15 protein-coding genes and 1 pseudogene are annotated in these 18,662 nt (G+C 71.3%); 13 read left to right on the forward strand and 3 right to left on the reverse strand.

The annotated features are described in order from the left end of the window. Nucleotides 1-57: 57 nt before the first annotated feature. Nucleotides 58-477, reverse strand: a pseudogene (locus RBJ65_RS21345) (MBL fold metallo-hydrolase); the annotation flags it as partial. Between the two features lie 534 nt (nucleotides 478-1,011). On the opposite strand from RBJ65_RS21345, the gene RBJ65_RS21350 reads away from it, so the two are divergent. Then, nucleotides 1,012-1,827 carry a LuxR family transcriptional regulator gene (locus RBJ65_RS21350; RefSeq protein ID WP_306316895.1) on the forward strand — a complete coding sequence of 272 codons (816 nt, stop codon included), beginning with the start codon at nucleotides 1,012-1,014 and terminating at the stop codon, nucleotides 1,825-1,827. 68 nt (nucleotides 1,828-1,895) lie between these two features. Further along, nucleotides 1,896-3,497, forward strand: a complete 1,602-nt coding sequence (locus tag RBJ65_RS21355; protein WP_306316894.1) for a hypothetical protein — start codon at nucleotides 1,896-1,898, stop codon at nucleotides 3,495-3,497. 13 nt (nucleotides 3,498-3,510) lie between these two features. On the opposite strand, the gene RBJ65_RS21360 is transcribed toward RBJ65_RS21355, so the two are convergent. Together RBJ65_RS21360 and RBJ65_RS21365 are read right to left on the reverse strand one after the other, a co-directional pair. Then, complete coding sequence (locus tag RBJ65_RS21360) at nucleotides 3,511-4,137, reverse strand: MBL fold metallo-hydrolase (RefSeq protein WP_306316893.1); 627 nt, start codon at nucleotides 4,135-4,137, stop codon at nucleotides 3,511-3,513. After that, the gene (locus RBJ65_RS21365; protein WP_306316892.1) at nucleotides 4,137-5,222 is read right to left on the reverse strand and encodes an S-(hydroxymethyl)mycothiol dehydrogenase; all 1,086 of its coding nucleotides are present in this window, start codon (nucleotides 5,220-5,222) and stop codon (nucleotides 4,137-4,139) included. The genes RBJ65_RS21360 and RBJ65_RS21365 overlap by 1 nt, the downstream gene beginning before the upstream one ends. 191 nt (nucleotides 5,223-5,413) lie before the next feature. On the opposite strand from RBJ65_RS21365, the gene RBJ65_RS21370 reads away from it, so the two are divergent. The 11 genes from RBJ65_RS21370 to RBJ65_RS21415 all read left to right on the forward strand — a co-directional run bounded on the left by RBJ65_RS21370 (nucleotide 5,414) and on the right by RBJ65_RS21415 (nucleotide 18,649). Further along, the gene (locus RBJ65_RS21370; RefSeq protein WP_306316891.1) at nucleotides 5,414-6,427 is read left to right on the forward strand and encodes an Lrp/AsnC family transcriptional regulator; all 1,014 of its coding nucleotides are present in this window, start codon (nucleotides 5,414-5,416) and stop codon (nucleotides 6,425-6,427) included. A 266-nt stretch (nucleotides 6,428-6,693) separates the two neighbouring features. Next, complete coding sequence (locus RBJ65_RS21375; protein ID WP_306316890.1) at nucleotides 6,694-8,133, forward strand: endo-1,4-beta-xylanase; 1,440 nt, start codon at nucleotides 6,694-6,696, stop codon at nucleotides 8,131-8,133. Nucleotides 8,134-8,409: 276 nt separating this feature from the next. Further along, on the forward strand, nucleotides 8,410-9,240 hold the full coding sequence (locus RBJ65_RS21380; protein ID WP_306316889.1) for a bacterial transcriptional activator domain-containing protein: 831 nt from the start codon (nucleotides 8,410-8,412) through the stop codon (nucleotides 9,238-9,240). A 141-nt stretch (nucleotides 9,241-9,381) separates the two neighbouring features. After that, nucleotides 9,382-9,591, forward strand: coding sequence for a hypothetical protein (locus RBJ65_RS21385; protein ID WP_306316888.1), 210 nt, complete (start codon nucleotides 9,382-9,384; stop codon nucleotides 9,589-9,591). Between the two features lie 58 nt (nucleotides 9,592-9,649). Next, entirely contained in the window at nucleotides 9,650-10,939 is a 1,290-nt protein-coding gene (locus RBJ65_RS21390; protein ID WP_306316887.1) for a hypothetical protein, read from the forward strand. Between the two features lie 40 nt (nucleotides 10,940-10,979). Further along, nucleotides 10,980-12,797, forward strand: a complete 1,818-nt coding sequence (locus RBJ65_RS21395) for a hypothetical protein (RefSeq protein ID WP_306316886.1) — start codon at nucleotides 10,980-10,982, stop codon at nucleotides 12,795-12,797. A gap of 10 nt (nucleotides 12,798-12,807) precedes the next feature. Beyond that, complete coding sequence (locus tag RBJ65_RS21400) at nucleotides 12,808-15,189, forward strand: hypothetical protein (RefSeq protein ID WP_306316885.1); 2,382 nt, start codon at nucleotides 12,808-12,810, stop codon at nucleotides 15,187-15,189. Nucleotides 15,190-15,209: 20 nt separating this feature from the next. Then, on the forward strand, nucleotides 15,210-15,671 hold the full coding sequence (locus tag RBJ65_RS21405) for a phage tail protein (RefSeq protein ID WP_306316884.1): 462 nt from the start codon (nucleotides 15,210-15,212) through the stop codon (nucleotides 15,669-15,671). Continuing rightward, nucleotides 15,671-16,447 (forward strand): hypothetical protein, encoded by a 777-nt coding sequence (locus RBJ65_RS21410; RefSeq protein WP_306316883.1) that lies wholly within the window; start codon nucleotides 15,671-15,673, stop codon nucleotides 16,445-16,447. Before RBJ65_RS21405 ends, RBJ65_RS21410 begins: the two co-directional genes overlap by 1 nt. A gap of 14 nt (nucleotides 16,448-16,461) precedes the next feature. After that, nucleotides 16,462-16,614, forward strand: a complete 153-nt coding sequence (locus RBJ65_RS42140; protein WP_372341197.1) for a DUF6760 family protein — start codon at nucleotides 16,462-16,464, stop codon at nucleotides 16,612-16,614. Nucleotides 16,615-16,663: 49 nt separating this feature from the next. Then, complete coding sequence (locus RBJ65_RS21415) at nucleotides 16,664-18,649, forward strand: hypothetical protein (protein ID WP_306316882.1); 1,986 nt, start codon at nucleotides 16,664-16,666, stop codon at nucleotides 18,647-18,649. Nucleotides 18,650-18,662: the final 13 nt, after the last annotated feature.

An 18,662-nucleotide genomic window follows, 5' to 3' on the forward strand; every position in this document is an offset into this window, starting at 1 on the left:
CTCCCCATGCCCGTCCCGATGCATCGTCGCATGCCTCTCGCTCCGGGGCGGCTCAGGTCAAATACGGGAGAACGGTGCCCAGTTGGCGAGCCGGAACCCCGCACCCTCGCGGCGCACCTCGAAGGCGCCGTGGCCGGGGAGGTGGGCCGGGAGGACGAGGGCGTTGGTGTCGGCGGCGTGCGCGAACATGCGGGCGCGGCTGGCGCGGGCGCCGTCCTCGTCCTCCTCGAAGCAGCTGTTGATGTGCGGCTCGTGCACCTGGATCGCGCCGTGCAGCAGGTCACCCGCGAAGATCGCGCGATCGCCCGCGGACTCCAGGTGGATGATCGAGGAGCCCGGTGTGTGGCCGGGCGCCGACTCCAGGCGGAGGTGGGAGTCGATGGTGTACGACTCGTCCCAGGTCTCCACCAGGCCGGCCTCGACGACCGGGTCGACGCTGTCCTCGTAGACGTTCTGATTGCCCCGGCCGAACACCGTGCTGGACGCGCTGTCCTTCGTAGCCCGGAGGCTGACCGCCGACGAACCGGTGACACTTCTCGTTGTTACGCGGGACAGTGCGCTACGAGGCGTCGAGGCGCGGGAGACGACCACCCTCACCCTGGAGCCGCTCGACCGGAGCGCGGCGGAGCGGATGCTGGACCTGCAGCCGACGGCGCCGACCGGACCCGTCCGGGAGCGCGTCCTCCAGCAGGCCGAGGGCAACCCCCTCGCCCTGGTGGAGCTGGCGCGCGCCGTCAGCGCGAGCGCATCGTACGGACCCCTGCCGGTCACCGAACGACTGGAACGGCGATACGCCGACCGGCTCGCGGCCCTGCCCGACCCCAGGCCCAGGGGCCGCTGCCGGACGGCCTCGGCGGGGTCGCCGCGCTCGCCTACCTGGAACAGGGGCGGTGGGCCAGTGCCCAGAGTGCCTGCGCCGAACTCGCGGGCGTCGCCTCCCAGGCCGGGCTCGACCACGCCGCGGCCTGCGCCGCCGCCACCGAAGCGCTGCTGCGCGCCCTGCGCGGCGACGTGGCCGGGGCCCGCGACCGGGCCCGGCACGCCCTGTCGCTCGTCGACCCGGGGGAGAGCCGCTCCGTGTTCGTCCTCGCCCATCGCGCGCTGGGCACCGCCGCCACCGCGGAAGGCGACCACGAGAGCGCGTACCGGCACTACCGGGCGCTCTTCGACGACCGGGGCAACCCGGCCCACTACCACCTCTCCCACCCGGCACTGCCCGAACTGGCGACCGCCGCCTCCCGTGCGGGCCGCCGGGCGGAGGCCACCCGGATCGTCGACGGTGTCGAGGCAACGCTGCCCGGCGCGGGCGCCCTCGCGGCACGCAGGTCCGCGCTGGTCCGGCTGAGCCGCGCGGTGCTCGCCCCCGTCGAAGACGCCGAGGCGGACTTCGGCGCCGCCCTGGAGAATCCGGTGCTCGGGTGGCGGCCCTTCGAGCTGGCCCAGGCGCAGTTGGCGTACGGGGAGTGGTTGCGCCGCCGCCGACGGATCGCCGAGGCGCGGCAGCCGCTCGTCGAGGCCGAGGCCGTCTTCCTCCGCCTGGTGGCGCGGCCCTGGACGGCGCGCGCCCAGGCCGAACTCCGTGCCGCCGGGGACCGGAACGGCACGGCGCGCCCCGACGCCTTCGCCGCGCTCACCCCGCAGCAACAGGAGATCGCGCGGCTCGCGGCACGCGGCCTGACCAACCGGGAGGTCGCCGAGAAGCTGTACCTGTCGCCGCGCACGGTCGGCTCGCACCTGTACCGGGCGTTCCCCAAGCTGGGCATCACCGCGCGTTCCCAGCTCAGGGACGTGGTCGACGGCGTAAGCGCCGATACGGCGGGGTCGTAGAGGGAACTGTTACTGGTCCGACACTCAACGGTGCTCGTGGTGTGGGCCCGAGATGATCGACTGGCCCGATGTCCGCCGCGCAACCAGTAGAACCACGCACTCGTTCCCTTCCGGCCCGCCGAAGGACCTCCTCCCTCGTCCTACGCGCCCTGCTCACCGGCCTCGCCGCGCTCCTCGGCGCGGCCGTCCTCCCGCCGGGTGCCGCCCTCGCCGACGAGGGATCCGAGGCGCGCGGACTCACGGCGACCGAGACGTTCCGCGTCGCCCCCTACGGCGGAAAGCCCCGCCCCGACCGCGAGAAGCGCATCCTCGTCAACTACGACCGGGGCACGACGAGCGGCGGCGCGCACAACTCGACCCTGACCATGGACGTCACGGACTCCTCCGACGTACTGCGGCTCAAGAAGTACGGCAATGGGTGCTCGGGGACGGACTGGAAGATCGTGTGCCGGGTCGGTGAGCCGTACGACAGCTGGACCGACTGGGCCGGCGCCCTGCCGCGCGCGGCCCCCACGAGCAAGCCCGGCGACAAGGGCGAACTGCACATCGCCTTCCGCGACGGAAAAGGGCGGGTGAGCCGGGCGACCACCCATATCGAGGTCGGCGGCCCCGTGCTGGCCCTGCGGAAGCTGGAGCCCTTCCGTATGAAGCCGGGCAGCGAGCGGGCCGCCGCACTGGACGTCCGCAACACCGGCGAGCTGCCCGCGGACGGCTTCACCGTCACCGCCACCGTCGACAAGCAACTCGGTCCGGTCCGCCGCTCCCGCTCGTGCGACTACCGGTCCCACGGCGACACGACGACCGTGACCTGCGGCTTCCCCCACACACGCCTCGAACCCGGCGAAGCGGCACACGTCCCGAACTGGCTCGACCTGCGCTCCTCCCACGGCCTGATGTACGCCACCTTCAGGGCCACCGCCCAACTCGTGGGCACCGGCGCCGACAACGGCGGCCTGGACGGCTCCTCCCGCTCGACGTCCAGCCCCGCCCCGTCCGGCACCCCGCACAAGGGCACAGGCCCCGCCCTCGCCCCGCAGGTGCGGGAGGCGACCGGCGACAGCGACGAGTACAGCGAGGACACGGACGTCTGGACGAAGGTACGCGTCGCCAACCACCCGGACTACGCCCTCGTGTCGAAGCTCTCCGCCGGGGACGGCGACGGACGACGCCTTCAGGTCGGGATGCGCAACAACGGCCCGGGCGACCCGCAGGCGGCGAGCGGCGGCGGTGGCGGCTCCTCCCTCGTCCTGACGTTCCCGGAGGGCACCGACGTACGCAAGGAGCCGATGGAGGAGATCGACGACGACGTCTTCGACCCGGTCTGCCGACACCGCGGGCTCACGTACACCTGCCCGCTGGACCCGGTCGGACTCGACAAGTCGGCCTACCTCGACTTCGAGGTACGCAAGGACGAGGGCAAGGGCAAGGGGGCGGACGACGGCACCGTGGCGAAGGCGGCACTCAAGCCCGGTGACACCGGCGCCGACCACGCCGACCACGACCCCTCCAACAACACCCGCGCCATCGACCTGTTCGGGCCGGTGGCCGACAAGACGGTGTCCTCCGACTCCAAGACATCCGCCGGCGTCGTGGCCGGCGGCGTCATCGGTGGCTGCGTGGCCCTCGGGGGAGCGGCCCTACTGGTACGCCGCAAGCTGCGCGGCCGCTGACGCCCCCGGCTCGTCACGGCTCCTGGTCGAAGCCGGGGGCCTCCGCGGCGATGGTGGTGCTCGGCCCGTGGCCGGTGTGCACGACCGTGTCGAGCGGAAGGGTGAGCAGCCGGCGCCGGATCGAGTCCACGATCGTCGGGTGGTCGGAGAACGACCGGCCGGTGGCGCCGGGGCCGCCCGAGAAGAGGGTGTCACCGGTGAACACCACCCCGAGGGCGGGCGCGTACAGACACACCGCGCCGGGTGCGTGGCCCGGGGTGTGCAGCACCTGAAGCTCGACGCCCGCCACCTCGACGGCCTGCCCGTCGGCGAGTTCCCCGTCCGGCTTGCGCCCGGGGTGGGTCAGCTGCCACACGGGCAGGTCGTCGGGGTGGAGGAGAACCGGGGCGCCGGTCCGCGCGGACAGCTTCGGGGCCTCGCGCACATGGTCGTCGTGCGCGTGCGTGCACACGATGGCCTTCAGCGTGCGCTCGCCGACGGCCTCGGCGATCGCGTCCGCGTCGTGCGGGGCGTCGATGACGACGACCTCGGAGCCGTCGCCGACGATCCAGACGTTGTTGTCGACCTCCCAGGTCCCGCCGTCCAGGCTGAACGTGCCGGAGGTGGTGAGGTGTTCCACGCGCGCGGTCGTCGGAGCCATCAGAGGACCACCACCGAGCGCAGCACGTCACCGTCGTGCATCCGCGCGAACGCCTTCTCCACGTCGGCCAGGCCGACCGTCTCGGTGACGAAGGCGCCCAGGTCCAGACGCCCCTGCTGATGCAGGTCGACCAGCATCGGGAAGTCGCGCGAGGGCAGGCAGTCGCCGTACCAGCTGGACTTCAGCGCGCCGCCGCGGCCGAACACGTCGAGCAGCGGCAGCTCGATACGCATGTCGGGCGTCGGTACCCCGACGAGGACCACGGTCCCCGCCAAGTCGCGGGCGTAGAAGGCCTGTTCATACGTTTCCGGGCGGCCGACCGCCTCGACGACGACATCGGCGCCGTTGCCGCCGGTCAGTTCGCGGATCGCCTCGACCGGGTCCTGCGTGCGGGAGTTGACGGTGTGCGTGGCACCCAGCGAGCGGGCCGTCTCCAGCTTGTCGTCGTCGATGTCCACGGCGATGATCCGCGCGGCGCCCGCGAGCCGGGAGCCGGTGATCGCCGCGCCGCCGACACCACCGCAGCCGATCACGGCGACGCTGTCACCGCGACCCACCCCGCCGGTGTTGATCGCGGCGCCGATGCCCGCCATCACACCGCAGCCGAGCAGCCCGGCGACGGCGGGGGACACCGAGGGGTCGACCTTGGTGCACTGGCCTGCGGCGACGAGCGTCTTCTCGGCGAAGGCGCCGATGCCCAGGGCGGGGGAGAGCTCGGTGCCGTCCTCCAGGGTCATCTTCTGCCGCGCGTTGTGGGTGTCGAAGCAGTACTGCGGGCGCCCGCGGCGACATGCACGGCACTGCCCGCACACGGCGCGCCAGTTCAGTACGACGAAGTCACCGACGGCGACCTCGTCCACCCCCGCGCCGACGCTCTCCACGACACCCGCCGCCTCGTGCCCGAGGAGGTAGGGGAACTCGTCGCCGATGCCGCCCTGCTTGTAGTGCAGATCGGTGTGGCACACGCCGCACGCCTCGATCCTCACCACGGCCTCGCCCGGACCCGGGTCCGGGACCACGATGGTGGTGACTTCCGCCGGGGCGTCCTTGGCGGTGACCACGACTCCGCGAACCTGCTGTGACATGTGACGTCCTCAAAGTACGAGATACGGATATGGATACGGATACGGATACGGATACGGGATTGGGGTTACGAGGTGTGGGACACGGGGCGGTGTGACGATCCGCGTCCGTGGGACTTACGATCACGCGGCAGGCCCACCGCTCCCAGCCAGCGCGGGAAAAGCGGCACACACCGGCAACAGGACAGGGCGACGTGACCGATACCAGCACCCCGGACCGGCTCGACCGACAGCTGCTGCACGCGTTGCAGCTCGACGGCCGGGCCCAGTTCCGCCGTATCGCCCCCGTCCTCGACGTCTCCGAGCACACGGTGGCCCGCCGCTACCGGCGGCTGCGCGGCGCGGGTCTGCACATCGTCGGCGAACCCGACGCCGAGCGCCTCGGCCGCACCCGCTGGCTGCTCCGCCTGCGCTGCGCCCCGGACGCCGCCCTGTCCATCGCCGATGCGCTCGCCCGCCGCCCCGACACCGGCTACATCAGCCTCGCCTCCGGTGGCACCGAACTGCACTGCACCATCCACACGGGCGGCGCCGAGGAGGACGAGGAGGTCCTGCTGCGGGCCCTGCCCCGCACCCCGCGCATCATCTCCTTCGACGCCCACTGCTTCCTGCGCACCTTCTGCGGCAACCCGCCCCGCTGGTACACCAAGCTCGGCGCCCTGTCCGCGCAGCAGCACACGGCACTCCTCCCGGAGCAGACCCCACCGCCGGCCCCGCCCGTCCCGCCGCTCGCCGCCCTCGGCAGCGCCCAGCAGACCGTGGAACTCGACGCGGCCGACCGCGCGTTGGTCGACGCGCTCGCGAAGGACGGCCGCGCCGGTCTTCCCGAACTCGGCACCGAGACCGGCCTCTCCCCGTCCAGCGTCCGCCGCCGACTCGAACGCCTCCGGGAGACCGGCGCGATCCGCGTCAACGTCGACTTCCCGCCGGCCCGCCTCGGCTACCGCAAGCGCGCCATGCTGTGGCTGCGGGTGGCGCCGGGCGCCCTGCAACGGGTCGGCGAAACCCTCAGCGCCCACCCGCAGACGGACCTGGTGGCCGCCACCACAGGACCCTCGAACCTGATCGCCACGGTCATCTGCCGCAACGCCACCGAGCTGTACCTCTATCTGAACCACCACATCGGCGCCCTCCCGGACATCCAGTCGGTGGAGACCGCCCCGGTCATCCGCGAGGTCAAACGCCTGACGGCGCGCGGTCCCGCCTGAGGCCGCCTGAGGGTTCCGAAGAATTCCCGGAACCTTGATGTCGCGAGGAAGGGCGGCAGGGGCCTGGGGGTAAGGGCTGTTGCCGACCCTTCCACTAGCCGACCTCGATCAATCTCGATCATCGGGTCTCCGAAAGTTTCGGTTGGTGAACGGAAGTTTCTGCTGCGGGTGTATTGACGGTGCACGGCCAACACCTCAATTATCCCTGTCTGGGACCACGGCCGCGGTTCGAGAACTTCCGTCATCCCCACCTTGGAGGCACCGTCATGGGCCTGTCCGCCTTATCCAGACCCGCCGTCCGCCGGAAGACCCGCGGGTTGCTGCCCGCGCTGGTCGTCTGCGTACTCGGCGTGGTGCCCGCGCTGGTCGCGACGCCGGCCGCGCACGCCGCCGAGAGCACGCTCGGCGCCGCCGCCGCGCAGAGCGGCCGCTACTTCGGCACCGCCATCGCCTCGGGCAAGCTGGGCGACTCGGCGTACACCACCATCGCGAACCGTGAGTTCAACATGGTGACGGCCGAGAACGAGATGAAGATCGACGCCACCGAGCCGCAGCGCGGCCAGTTCAACTTCACCGCCGCCGACCGCGTCTACAACTGGGCGGCGCAGAACGGGAAGAAGGTGCGCGGGCACACCCTGGCCTGGCACTCCCAGCAGCCGAGCTGGATGCAGAACCTCAGCGGCAGCACCCTGCGCCAGGCGATGATCGACCACATCAACGGCGTGATGGGCCACTACAAGGGCAAGATCGCCCAGTGGGACGTCGTCAACGAGGCCTTCGCCGACGGCAGTTCGGGCGCCCGCCGCGACTCCAACCTCCAGCGCACCGGCAACGACTGGATCGAGGTCGCCTTCCGCACCGCGCGCGCCGCCGACCCGGCCGCCAAGCTCTGCTACAACGACTACAACGTCGAGAACTGGACCTGGGCCAAGACGCAGGCCATGTACAACATGGTCAAGGACTTCAAGCAGCGCGGCGTGCCCATCGACTGCGTCGGCTTCCAGTCGCACTTCAACAGCGGCAGCCCCTACAACAGCAACTTCCGCACCACGCTGCAGAACTTCGCCGCCCTCGGCGTCGACGTGGCCATCACCGAACTCGACATCCAGGGCGCCTCGTCCACGACCTACGCCAACGTGACCAACGACTGCCTGGCCGTCCCGCGCTGCCTCGGCATCACCGTGTGGGGCGTGCGCGACACCGACTCCTGGCGCTCGGGCGACACCCCGCTCCTCTTCAACGGCGACGGCAGCAAGAAGCCCGCGTACACGGCCGTACTGAACGCCCTCAACGGTGGTGGCTCCACCACGCCCCCGCCTTCGGGCTCCGGCCAGCAGATCAAGGGTGTCGCCTCGGGCCGCTGCGTGGACGTGCCCAACTCCAGTACCACCGACGGCACCCAGGTCCAGCTGTGGGACTGCGGCAGCGGCAGCAACCAGCAGTGGGAGCTCACCTCCGCCGGTGAGCTCAAGGTCTACGGCAACAAGTGCCTGGACGCGGGTGGCACCGGCAACGGCACCAAGGTCCAGATCTACGGCTGTTGGGGTGGCGACAACCAGAAGTGGCGCCTGAACTCCGACGGTTCCATCGTCGGCGTGCAGTCCGGCCGCTGCCTCGACGCCGTCGGCGCCGGCACCGGCAACGGCACCCAGATCCAGCTCTACGACTGCTCGGGCGGCAGCAACCAACGGTGGACCCGTACCTGATACCTGATACCGGATACCGGATACCTGGTTTCCGGTACGAGGGTTCCCTGGGCGTCGCCGTGCCGGCGGCGCCCTTCTGCCGCTGCATCCTCCCTGGTCTCAAGCTGTTCCACTTTGGAGCCGGTTCATTGGGTTTCCAGGGAGGCCTCGATACCATCGACCCGATTGGTGTGGATTCACTGGCTTCCCTGATCGACCTTCGGGGCGCGGGTGTCGGCACACACGGGGGTTTTGGTGTCTGACTCGAAGCTCAGTCTCAAATTGCTCGGCGTTCCGGTGCTCGTTTCGGAAGACGACCCGGTGACGCTGTCCCCGGGTGCCACCATGCTGTGCGCGTATCTCGCCCTCGCGCCGAAGGGCGGCCGCCTCCGATCGGTCGCGGCCGCTCAACTCTTCGCCGACTGCTCCGAGTCCGCCGCGCGCCACCGTCTCAACACCGCCCTGTGGCGCCTCAGGTCGGAGGCCCGGTCGACCATCGGGGTGGATCTCGTCGCCAGCAACGGGGACCGGCACGTCGGCCTGAGTTCGGCGGTGGAGATCGCGGTCGACGCCACGGACTTCGAGGATCTCGTCTCGTTGGTCCTCGAAGTCAGCGCGGCCGACATGACGGAGGCCGACGCCTCGCGGTTGCGGCGGGCGATCTCCCTGTACCGCGGCAAGTTGCTCGAACCGTGCGACGACGCATGGGTGCTGTCCACCCGGAACCGCCTTGAGAACCTCTACCTCACCGCGCTCGACTACCTTCTCCAGTACAGCGGTTCACGCGGCGAGGTCGAGGCCGTCGCCAAGTACGGCGAACTCGCCCTCTGCATGGAGCCGTTGCGCGAGGACGTGCACCGCCATCTAATGAGCGCCTACGGGGCCGCGGGGCGCGACGACCTCGTGGAGCGGCAGTTCGAGCGGTGCCGCATGGTGCTGCTCTCGGAGCTCGGCGCCGACCCCATGCCGGAGACGATCGCCCTGTACGCGCGTCTCACCCGCAATGAGCACGGCCGGTCCACGAACGTGGCGGCCCTCGTCGCCGAGTTGGAGCGGGCGCGCCGCGAGGTTCGGCGCCTCGCGGACATCGTCGACCGCGCGCTCGACCGGCTCCGCTACATGACCTGACGGCCCGAACTCGACCCGGCGGCCCGACACGATCCGACCGCCCGACCGTGTGGTCCGGACGTGAGCGCTCCACGGCCCGCCCGTGACCGCCCCGTGAGTCCACCGCGCCAGTCTGTCCTCGAAAGGAGGGTGACGGGCCTGGTGGTGACTGCATGGAGGCACCGATTTCTCCTCGACGTGTGGGCGGAGCCGCGCGAGGTGGACACGCTGCCCGCCGTGATTCGCGCGAGGGTGCACGACATGGCCACCGACGAGGAGTACTACGTGGGCTCGTTCGCCGAGCTGGAGCGGATCGTCGAGGCGCGCCTCGAAGCCGACGGCATCACCCACCGACGGTGGGAGCGGCCGTGATCCGCGAGGGGAACAGGGCGTAGGACCGGCGGAGTCGACGGGGTTGAGGAGGGTGTCTGTGCCAAGTGCGGTGGTGCATGCCTTCGACCAGGCATGGCCGTCCTCGAATCCGGGGCTGCTCGAGCCCTCCGTATCCGACCTCAGGAAACAGGGCACGGGAAGCCTGCTGCTCGTGGCCCGCCCCGGAGCCGCCGGAGCGTCCGTGAGCTACGCCCCGAGCACCCCGCTCGACCTGAGCGCGTTCGACGAGCTGCGGCTGTGGACGTACGCGTCCCGCACCGCCGACGGCACGTCGCGCGCGCCGTTCCTGCTGGAACTGTCCTATCTGGACGCCGCCGACACCCCCGGCGAAGAACACCGGTGGCTGGTTCCGGTGAACCGCCGCGACACGTGGGAACAGCACCGCTTCGGCATCGGCGGCGACCGGCGCGCCCGGATCACCGACCTCTCGCTGCGGTGCCTGACGGACGAACCGTTCCGGATGAACCTCGACGAACTCCTGGCCGTCGACGACGCGCCCCTGTCCGACGTCGAGTCGGCGCTGACCGGACTCCTCGACCGGCTGCCGCTCCCCGGCGTCGTCGCACTGCCCGTACCGGCCACCCCCGCCGGATCCGACACCCTCGTCGTCGGCCTCAACCGCCGGCTGTACGTCGGAAACCGGATCACCGTCGACGGCACGGACACCCACTACGCGGTGACCGCAGCCGTGCACGACGCGGCCGCCGCGACCACCACCCTCACCATCCGGCCGCCCCTGCTCGCGGCCATCGGCCCGGGCGCGAGCATCTCCGTCACCGCCCCCGTCGTCGTCGACGAGGACCGGATCCACGGCGCCGCGGAGGCCGGTGACCTGCCCGACCCGGCGCTGCTGATCTCGCTGACGGACCAGCGCGAGGAACTGGAGCGGGCATGGACCGTCCCGCAGCGCGACTCCTTCCGCGTACGGGACGAGTTGACCGTGTGCAGCCTGCGCCCGGCGCCGCGCCCCGTCCTCGTGGAGTACCGGATACAGCCCGCGGCGAGCGATCGCGGCCATGCGCTCGCGCTGCGTACGGAGGTCGTCGACCGCATCGGGACCGGCACCGGACTGCGCGTCAACGGCGCCGTCCTGCCGGTGCGGACGGTTCCGCCACCGGCGCTGCTCTTCAGGTCCCGCCCCGTACCCGCCCCCGTCTGCCTGTGCGTCGGTACGCGCATCGAGCAGGGGCGGCGCACCGAAGTGCCGTGGGTGCGCCAGGGGACGGTGATCTCCGGCCCGCTGACCGCGCCCTGGGACCCCGCGGGAGCCGAGCCGCCGCCCGTGCCGGGACCCGACGACCAGGAAGGGATCGTGCTGCGGACATGACCGTCATCGCGTACACAGCCGAAGAAGGGAACACGTAGCGATGCCGCTCCAGGTAGGCGTCAACGTCACCGAGGTCGACGGTCGGGCCAGCCCCGTCCTGCAGGCCGCGCCGACATCGGTAGCGGCATTCGTCGGACGCACCAAAAGGGGCGTGCCGAACCAGGCCGTACGCGTGACGAACCTCGATCAGTTCGCCGCGCGGTTCGGCGGCCACCATCCCGACGGCTATGTGCCGCACGCGGTCACCGGGTTCTTCCTGAACGGTGGCCGCGAGGCGCACGTCGTCCGCGTCACCGGCGCCGGCAGCGCCGCGGCCGGTGTCGTCCTCAGGGACCGCGCGGGCACCCCCGCCAACACCCTCCGCGTCACCGCCGGATACCGGGGCGCCGCCGATCCGGGCGGATGGGCGCACGCGCTGCGCCTCGACGTCCGTGACGACCCGAGGGCCAGTACGAGCGTGAGCGCGGCGGCCACCGCCACGGCGACGGCGCTGCAACTCGCCTCCACCTCCGGCATCGGCGTCGGCAGCGTCCTGCGCATCGCCTCCACGACCACGCTGCTGCGCCTCGTCACCGCCGTCGACCGGGCGAACCGCATGGTCACCATCGGCACGGCGACCGGTGAGGCGGTCGCCTCCGGTGCCGCCGTCACCAGCGCCGAGTTCCGTCTGATCATCCGTCAACAGGACGCTGTCACGGGCGCGTTCGACGTCGTCGAGACCTGGCCGAACCTGTCGATGCAGCCCGGCACCCCCGACTACGCCCCCGACCGCCTCAACCACCCGGTCACCGGCTCCGGTTACGTCACGGTCGCCGACGTGTCGACCGCCGCGCCCGGAGTGGAGGTGCCCGCCGTCGTCAGCGGCGTCGCGCTCAGCGGTGGCGCCGAGAACGCGGCGGCGGCCGGTGACCTCGTCGGCGACACCGCGGCCCGCACCGGGCTGCACGCCCTCGACACCGCCGCCGTGCAACTCCTCGCCGTACCCGACGCGCACCTCCTCGCCCCGACGGGACGGGCCCTGGTGACACGGGGCGCGCTCGACTACGCGGCCGCCCGCGGCGACTGCGTGTACGTCGGCTCGCCGCCCGACCGCGGCGCGCCCGCGAACGCCGTCCCGAAGACGCCCTCCGACTACAACGAGACCGTCGCCCACTACACCGAGACCATCAAGACGTACGCGGCCCAGTTCCAGGGCGCGAAGGTCTACGGCGCCCTCTACGCGCCGTGGATCCTGGTCGCCGACCCGGCAGGAGTGGGCCCGGCGCCGGTGCGGTTCGTGCCGCCGGACGGCCACGTCATGGGCGTGTACGCGCGCACCGAGCAGGAACGCGGAATCCACAAGGCCCCGGCCGGGGACGCCGCAGCGCTGCGCGGCGCGCTGGCGCTGGCCGCCGGGTTCAGCGGAGGCGAACACGACGATCTCGTACGCAACGGCAGGACGAACGGCATCCTGTCGCCCGGCGGACGCACCCCCGTGGTGGCTGCCAGCCGGACCCTGTCGACCGACACGCGCTGGCAGTTCGTGAACGTCCGGCTGCTGTTCAACTTCGTCAAGTCGACCCTGCGGGACGGCCTTCGCTTCGTACGGCAGGAGCCGCACACCGAGGCGCTGCGCAAGACGGTGCGCTTCAACGTGATCACGCCGTTCCTGCTGGGCCTGTGGCGGCAGGGCGCGTTCGGCTCGGACCCCGCCGAGCAGGTCTTCACCGTGAAGTGCGACGCGGAGAACAACCCGCCCGCCGATGTGGACCTGGGCCTGTTCAAGGTGGAGGTCTACTTCTTCCCGGTCCGCCCGGCCGAGACCGTCCACATCATCGTCGGCCAGCAGCCCGGCGGTGGCTCCGCAGCGGAAGGCTAGGAGCACACAGATGACCATCAACCTCGGTGTCACCGTCGTGGAGGTGGACGGCAGGTCCGCGCCGACGATCACCGCCGTACCCACGTCCATCGCGGGGCTCCTCGTCCGCAGCAGGCGCGGCGCGCCGGACCGGGCCGTCCGCGTCCGCGGCTTCGCCGACTTCGTGTCCGTCTTCGGTACCTACCTGCCGGGGGCGTACGGGGCGCACGCCGTCCGGGGCTTCTTCGACAACGGTGGCTCGGACGCGTTCGTCGTCCGCGTCGTCGGCGCCGGAGCGGCGCCCGCCGCCGTCACCGTCAACGACCAAGCGGCCACCCCCGTGGCCACGCTGCGCCTGTCGGCCGGGGCCAGGGGCACGCCCGACCCCGGCGCGTGGGGCAACGACCTCGCCGTCGCCGTCGAACCGCACCCGCTGGGCCGGGCCACCGTCCCCGCGCAGGCCGTCGGCGCGACCGCCGAACCGTTCGCGCTCACCGACGGCGCCACCACGACGTTCACCGTCACCACACGCGGCGCCGACCAGTCCGCGACGGTCACGTTCCGCGCCGCGGACTTCGCCACCATCGGCGCGGCCTCCGCGCAGGAAGTGGCCGCGGCCGTCAACCGGCAGACCACCGCCGTGCGCGCCGCCGTCACCCCGGCAGGGAACCTCGCCGTCGCGGCCGTCTCCACCGACCCACGCGTGTGGTCGCGGCTGGCCGTCACCGCCCCTGCGAGCCTCGGCTTCACCGGCGCGAACGCCAACAGTGACGCGGCGCTCGCGGCGGGCGGCACCGTCGCCGCGCTCTCCTCCGCCAGCGGCTTCCGGATCGGCTCGGCCGTGCGCTTCGCCGTACGCGGCCATGTCATCGGCACCGCCGCGGTCGCCGCCACCGTCGCCGACGGCTCCGGGATCCTGGTGACACCGGGCGGCGCCGGCGGCGAGACGATCGTCTTCCACGACACGGACTTCGCGAACCCGGCGGCCGTCACCGTCGCCGAGGTCGCGGCCGTCGTGAACCGGCGGTCGGTCAACTTCAGCGCCGAGATCACCCACAACAACAGGCTCGCGCTGCTGTCGAACACCGACGGCGCCGGCTCCTCGATCACCGTCGCCGCACCGGCCGTCGGCGGCGACGCCCGCGCCGCCCTCGGCCTGACCGGCGCCACACCCGTCGCCGGGTCCCAGACCTTCCGGGCCCTGACCGCCGCGTCGGAGACCTTCCGGCTCATCGCCTGGGGACCTGCGCCCGCGTTCCCGGCGATGCCCGCCGCCGCGACCCGGATCTCCACCGTCGAGTTCGACCTCGTCGTCCGCAGCGGCGGCGCCGAAGTGGAGCGCTTCGGCCCGGTCAGCATGGTCGACAGCCACGACTCCTTCGTGGAAGCCGTGGTCAACGACCCGCAGCGCGGCTCCGCGTTCCTCGTCGTCACCGACCTCGACAGCGCGTCCGGCGTCGGCGTCGACGCACCCGCGCCCGGCACCTACGCCCTGACCGGAGGCGCCGACGGCGCCGACCCCGCCGACACCGCCTACCTCGGCGACCCCGCCCTGCGCACCGGCCTCGAAGCGCTCAACGACGCCCCGATCAGCCTCCTTTCCGTCCCCGAGTCCACCTCGGTGGGAGTGGCCGCCGGAGCCGTCGCGTACTGCGAACGCCGCGGCGACGCGATGTTCGTCGGGACCGTCCCGTACGGCTTCGACCGCGAGGCGGCCAAGACGTACGCGGCGGCGCTGCGCGGGCGGAAGGTCTTCGGCGCGCTGTACGCGCCGTGGATCCAGGTCGTCAACCCGGACCCGGTCGCGGCCGCCGCCCAGCCCCTGGTGTGGGTCCCGCCGGTCGGGCAGGTGCTCGGCGTGTACGCGCGGATCGCCGACGCGCGCGGCGTGTGGAAGGCACCGGCGGGCGACGAGGCCCGGATCAACGACGCGCTCGGCGTCGAGTACGACATGACCGACGCCGACCACACCGACCTGGTACGGGTCGGCGGCGTCAACGGCATCCGCGCCCTGCCGGGCGCCGGGATCGTCGTCGACGCGTCCAGGACCCTGTCCACCGACACCCGTTGGCTCTTCGTCAACGTGCGCAGGCTCTTCAATTTCGTCAAGGCGAGCCTGCGGGACGGGCTGACGTTCGTGGTCCAGGAACCCCACGACGAGACGCTCCGCAAAATGGTGCGCTTCAACGTCGTCACACCGTTCCTGCTGGGCCTGTGGCGGCAGGGCGCCTTCGGCTCGGACCCGGCCGAACAGGTCTTCACCGTGAAGTGCGACGCCGAGAACAACCCACCACAGGACGTCGCGAACGGCCTCTTCACGCTCGAGGTGTTCTTCTTCCCGACCAAACCGGCGGAGGCGATTCTCGTCGTCGTCGGCCAGCAGGACAGCGGTGCCTCTGCCGCCGAGGCATAGACAGGAAAGGCAGGAGCGACATGGCAGAGCTGACCTTCCAGGAGTCGTACCGCACACACGGCTTTCTCGTGGAGATCGAAGGAACGCAGTGCCCCGTCACCAAGGTGACAGGACTCAACGAAGGCATGACCGACACGATCGAGCAGCCCGACGGCGGCTCACCGACGGTGCACAAGATCTCCAGCGGGATCATCAAGTTCGACACCCTGGTCATCGAGCGCAACATGGACGGCAGCCGCTTCGACGGCTTCTTCAAGGACTGGTTCGCCGAGATGTTCCAGCTCAACGGCGCCACGGGGAACTCGTCGGTGCGCCGCAACGGCGCCGTCATCAAGCTGGAGAACGACGAGGAGGTGCTGCGCTTCGCGTTCTACGGCGCCTGGATCAAGTCGTCCAAGCTGGCCGACCTGGAGGCCGCCTCGACGAACCTGTTCAAGCAGACCATCGAGCTGGAGCACGAGGGCCTGGAGCGGGTGGCGTGATGACGACCGAGCCACGCCGCCGCGAGTTCGAGTTCGAACTGCCGATGGGGTACGAGGACCAGGACGGCCGCGTGCACAGGACCGCCGTCCTGCGCAAGATGACCGGCCGCGACGAGGCCGTCATGGCCGACAAGCGCTACCGCAACAACGGCGCCAAGATGATCACCGAGCTGCTCGCCAACTGCCTCGTACGCCTGGGGGAGTTGAACGCTCCCGGGCCACCCGTCGTGCAGCGCCTGTTCTCCGCCGACCGGCACTACCTCCTCGTACGCCTTCGGGAGATCACGTTCGGCCCGCGGATGCGGGCGACGTACTCCTGCTCCGTCTGCCACGAGGCGACCGAACGCACCGAGGATCTCGCCGAGTTGGAGGTGGTCAGCCTGGAGGACGGCGAACCGCCGCAGGACATGGTCGTACGCCTTGAGGACGGGTACGTCGACCGGGCAGGGAACGTCTACGACAGCATGGTGTTCCGCTATCCCGTCGGCACGGACGAGGAGCGGATCGCCTCCCAGGCGCGGGAGAACGTCTCACGCGGGAAGAACGCGCTGCTCGCCCGCTGCCTGCGGGAGCTGGGCGACATGCCGAAACCGAAGGTCGAGGCGCTCGGTTCGGCGGTCTTCGCCGACCTCACCCTCGCCGACCGGGCCCTCATCGACCACGCCATGAACAACGGCGGCCCGGGAATCAAGCTGCGCCGCACCATCACCTGCGACGGCTGCGGCCGCGACTACTCGGCCTCCTTGGACATGTCGAATTTCTTGGCGGCTTCGTAGGAGAGGAGGAACGCCTGCGCGGCGAGGTCTTCTTCCTCGCCTACCACCTGCACTGGTCCCACGACGACATCCTCGCCCTGCCGACCGAGGACCGGTGGTACTACGCGCGGCGGCTGTCCGAGCAGCTGCAGGAGGAACGCGCCGCGATCGAGAAGGCCGCCCGCTGAACGGCGGCACCGCACACGACCGGCTCCGGACGTACGGGAAAGCGACCGCATGGAACTCGAAGGCCTGCTGGCCGCGATCGGCCAACTGCAGGAGCTGGTGCGCGGACAGGGCATCGTCTCCGGCGAGATCCCGCATGTCCTCGCCCAGCTCCAGCAGTTCGTGCAGGCCAGGATCGACGGCCAGGAGGCGCGCCTGGAGGAGCGGATCCGCATCACGATCACCGAGAACCGGGGCCTGATCATCGGTCACATCACCGAAACCACCCGGGAGTTGCAACGCGTCGTCGACAACGCGAACCTCACGCTGGCCGCGAACGCGGAGACCAAGACCACCCAGTTCGCGAACCGCCTGTTCGACCAGCAGCAGGTCATGCGCGATGTGATCGTCAACGCGGTCGGCGGCCGGACCAGCACCGTGCAGGCCGAGACCGTGCAGCTCACCCCCGACGTCGTCACCCGGATCGAGGGCCAGCTGACCGCGCTGTACCGGCGCATGATCGACGAGCGGTTCTCGCCGATGCTGCTGAAGGAGGGCTTCGAGCGGCTGCGCTTCCAGGACACCATGGGCCAGATCTTCGAGCCGGCGATCCGCTGGCTGTTCACCCCGGACGGCCCGATCGCGATGGTGGCGCTCCAAGCGGCGTCGCACAGCCCCGACTTCCACCCCGCCATGGAGGCCCTCTTCGGCCCGACAGGAAAGGTCGCCGACGCCGCCACCCAGGCCGCCGGAGGCGTGAACCTCGCGCCCGCCGTGGAGAGCCTCGAAGAGAAGGTCGAGAAGGGTGTCACCGGCGCCCTCGACAAGGCCGGCACGGCAGCCGCCGAGCACGGCGCGAAGGCGCTCGGCGAGAAGGTCTCGGCCGGTGCGAACGCGCTCGGCACCGCGCTGACCGCGATCCCGCAGCTCTACGGCTCCGTCACCGCGCTCGGCGAGGCGTGGAACAAGCCGCTCAAGTCCACCAAGGACTACATGGATCTGCTCGCGGCGGCCGGAGGCGTGGTCAGCCAGGCGGGACAGGTCCTCCAGGCGTTCTCCGGGATCACCCAGATCGCGGCCGCGGCGCAGGCGGTGTTCAACGCGGTGATGGCGATGAACCCGGTCGTCCTCGTGGTGATCGCGGTCGTCGCGCTGATCGCGGCAATCACGCTCCTCATCGTCTACTGGGACCAGGTCAAGGCGGCGCTGCGGGACAACCCGTGGCTCGCCGTCGCCGCGTCCCTGCTGGGCATCATCGGCATCATCGTCGTGATCATCGCGTACTGGGACGAGATCAAGCTCGCCGTGCTGCGGGCGGCCAATTTCATCAGCGTCCAGGCCCAGCGGATCGGCCTGTTCTTCGTCGGCGTCGGCACGGTCATCGGGCAGGTGTGGGACGTCATCACGGCATCGGTCGCCAACGTCGGCATCTCCATCCTGAACGCGTTCATCAGCGCGGGCGTGGCCATCCAGAACTTCTTCATCGGGGTCATCAACTGGGTCCTGGAGCAGTACAACAAGCTGGCGGACAGCGTGATCGGCGACCTCGTCGGCCTGGACCGCGCCGAACTCGTCCCCGAGGTCCCCGTCGAGACGAAGCTGATCCCGCCGCGCGAGGTCCCGACGATCGACGTCAACGCCGCCTTCGCGAGCGGCCAGGTCACCGGCGGCCTGGAGACGCAGATCGCCGCGCAGGAGAAGGTCGTGGCGCAGGCGCAGCAGGAGGACGAGAAGCGCAGGGCGGGGGCCGCCGCCCCGCCGCCCGCCGCGGCACCCGCCGCACCCGCGGTGTCCGCCGCGCCCGCCGGACTCCCGGCCCTGCCCGCCGCCGGCGCCCGCCCCGAACTGCCGACCGGAGCCGCTGCCGCCGCCCCCGCAGGCTCCGTCGACCAGTCCGTGCACGTCGAGGGCGGCATCACGGTCAACGTCAACGCGGAGCGCCTGGAAGCGGATTCGGCGGCGCTGCTCAGCGACGACATCATCGCCCAGCTCCAGCAACGACTCGGCGCCCTGCGGTCCGAACAGGACTTCCGCACCGGCGCCCGGCCAACGGCGTAGGGGAGGTGAGGAC

This window comes from Streptomyces sp. KL109B, from assembly GCF_030766935.1.
GTDB lineage: Bacteria > Actinomycetota > Actinomycetes > Streptomycetales > Streptomycetaceae > Streptomyces.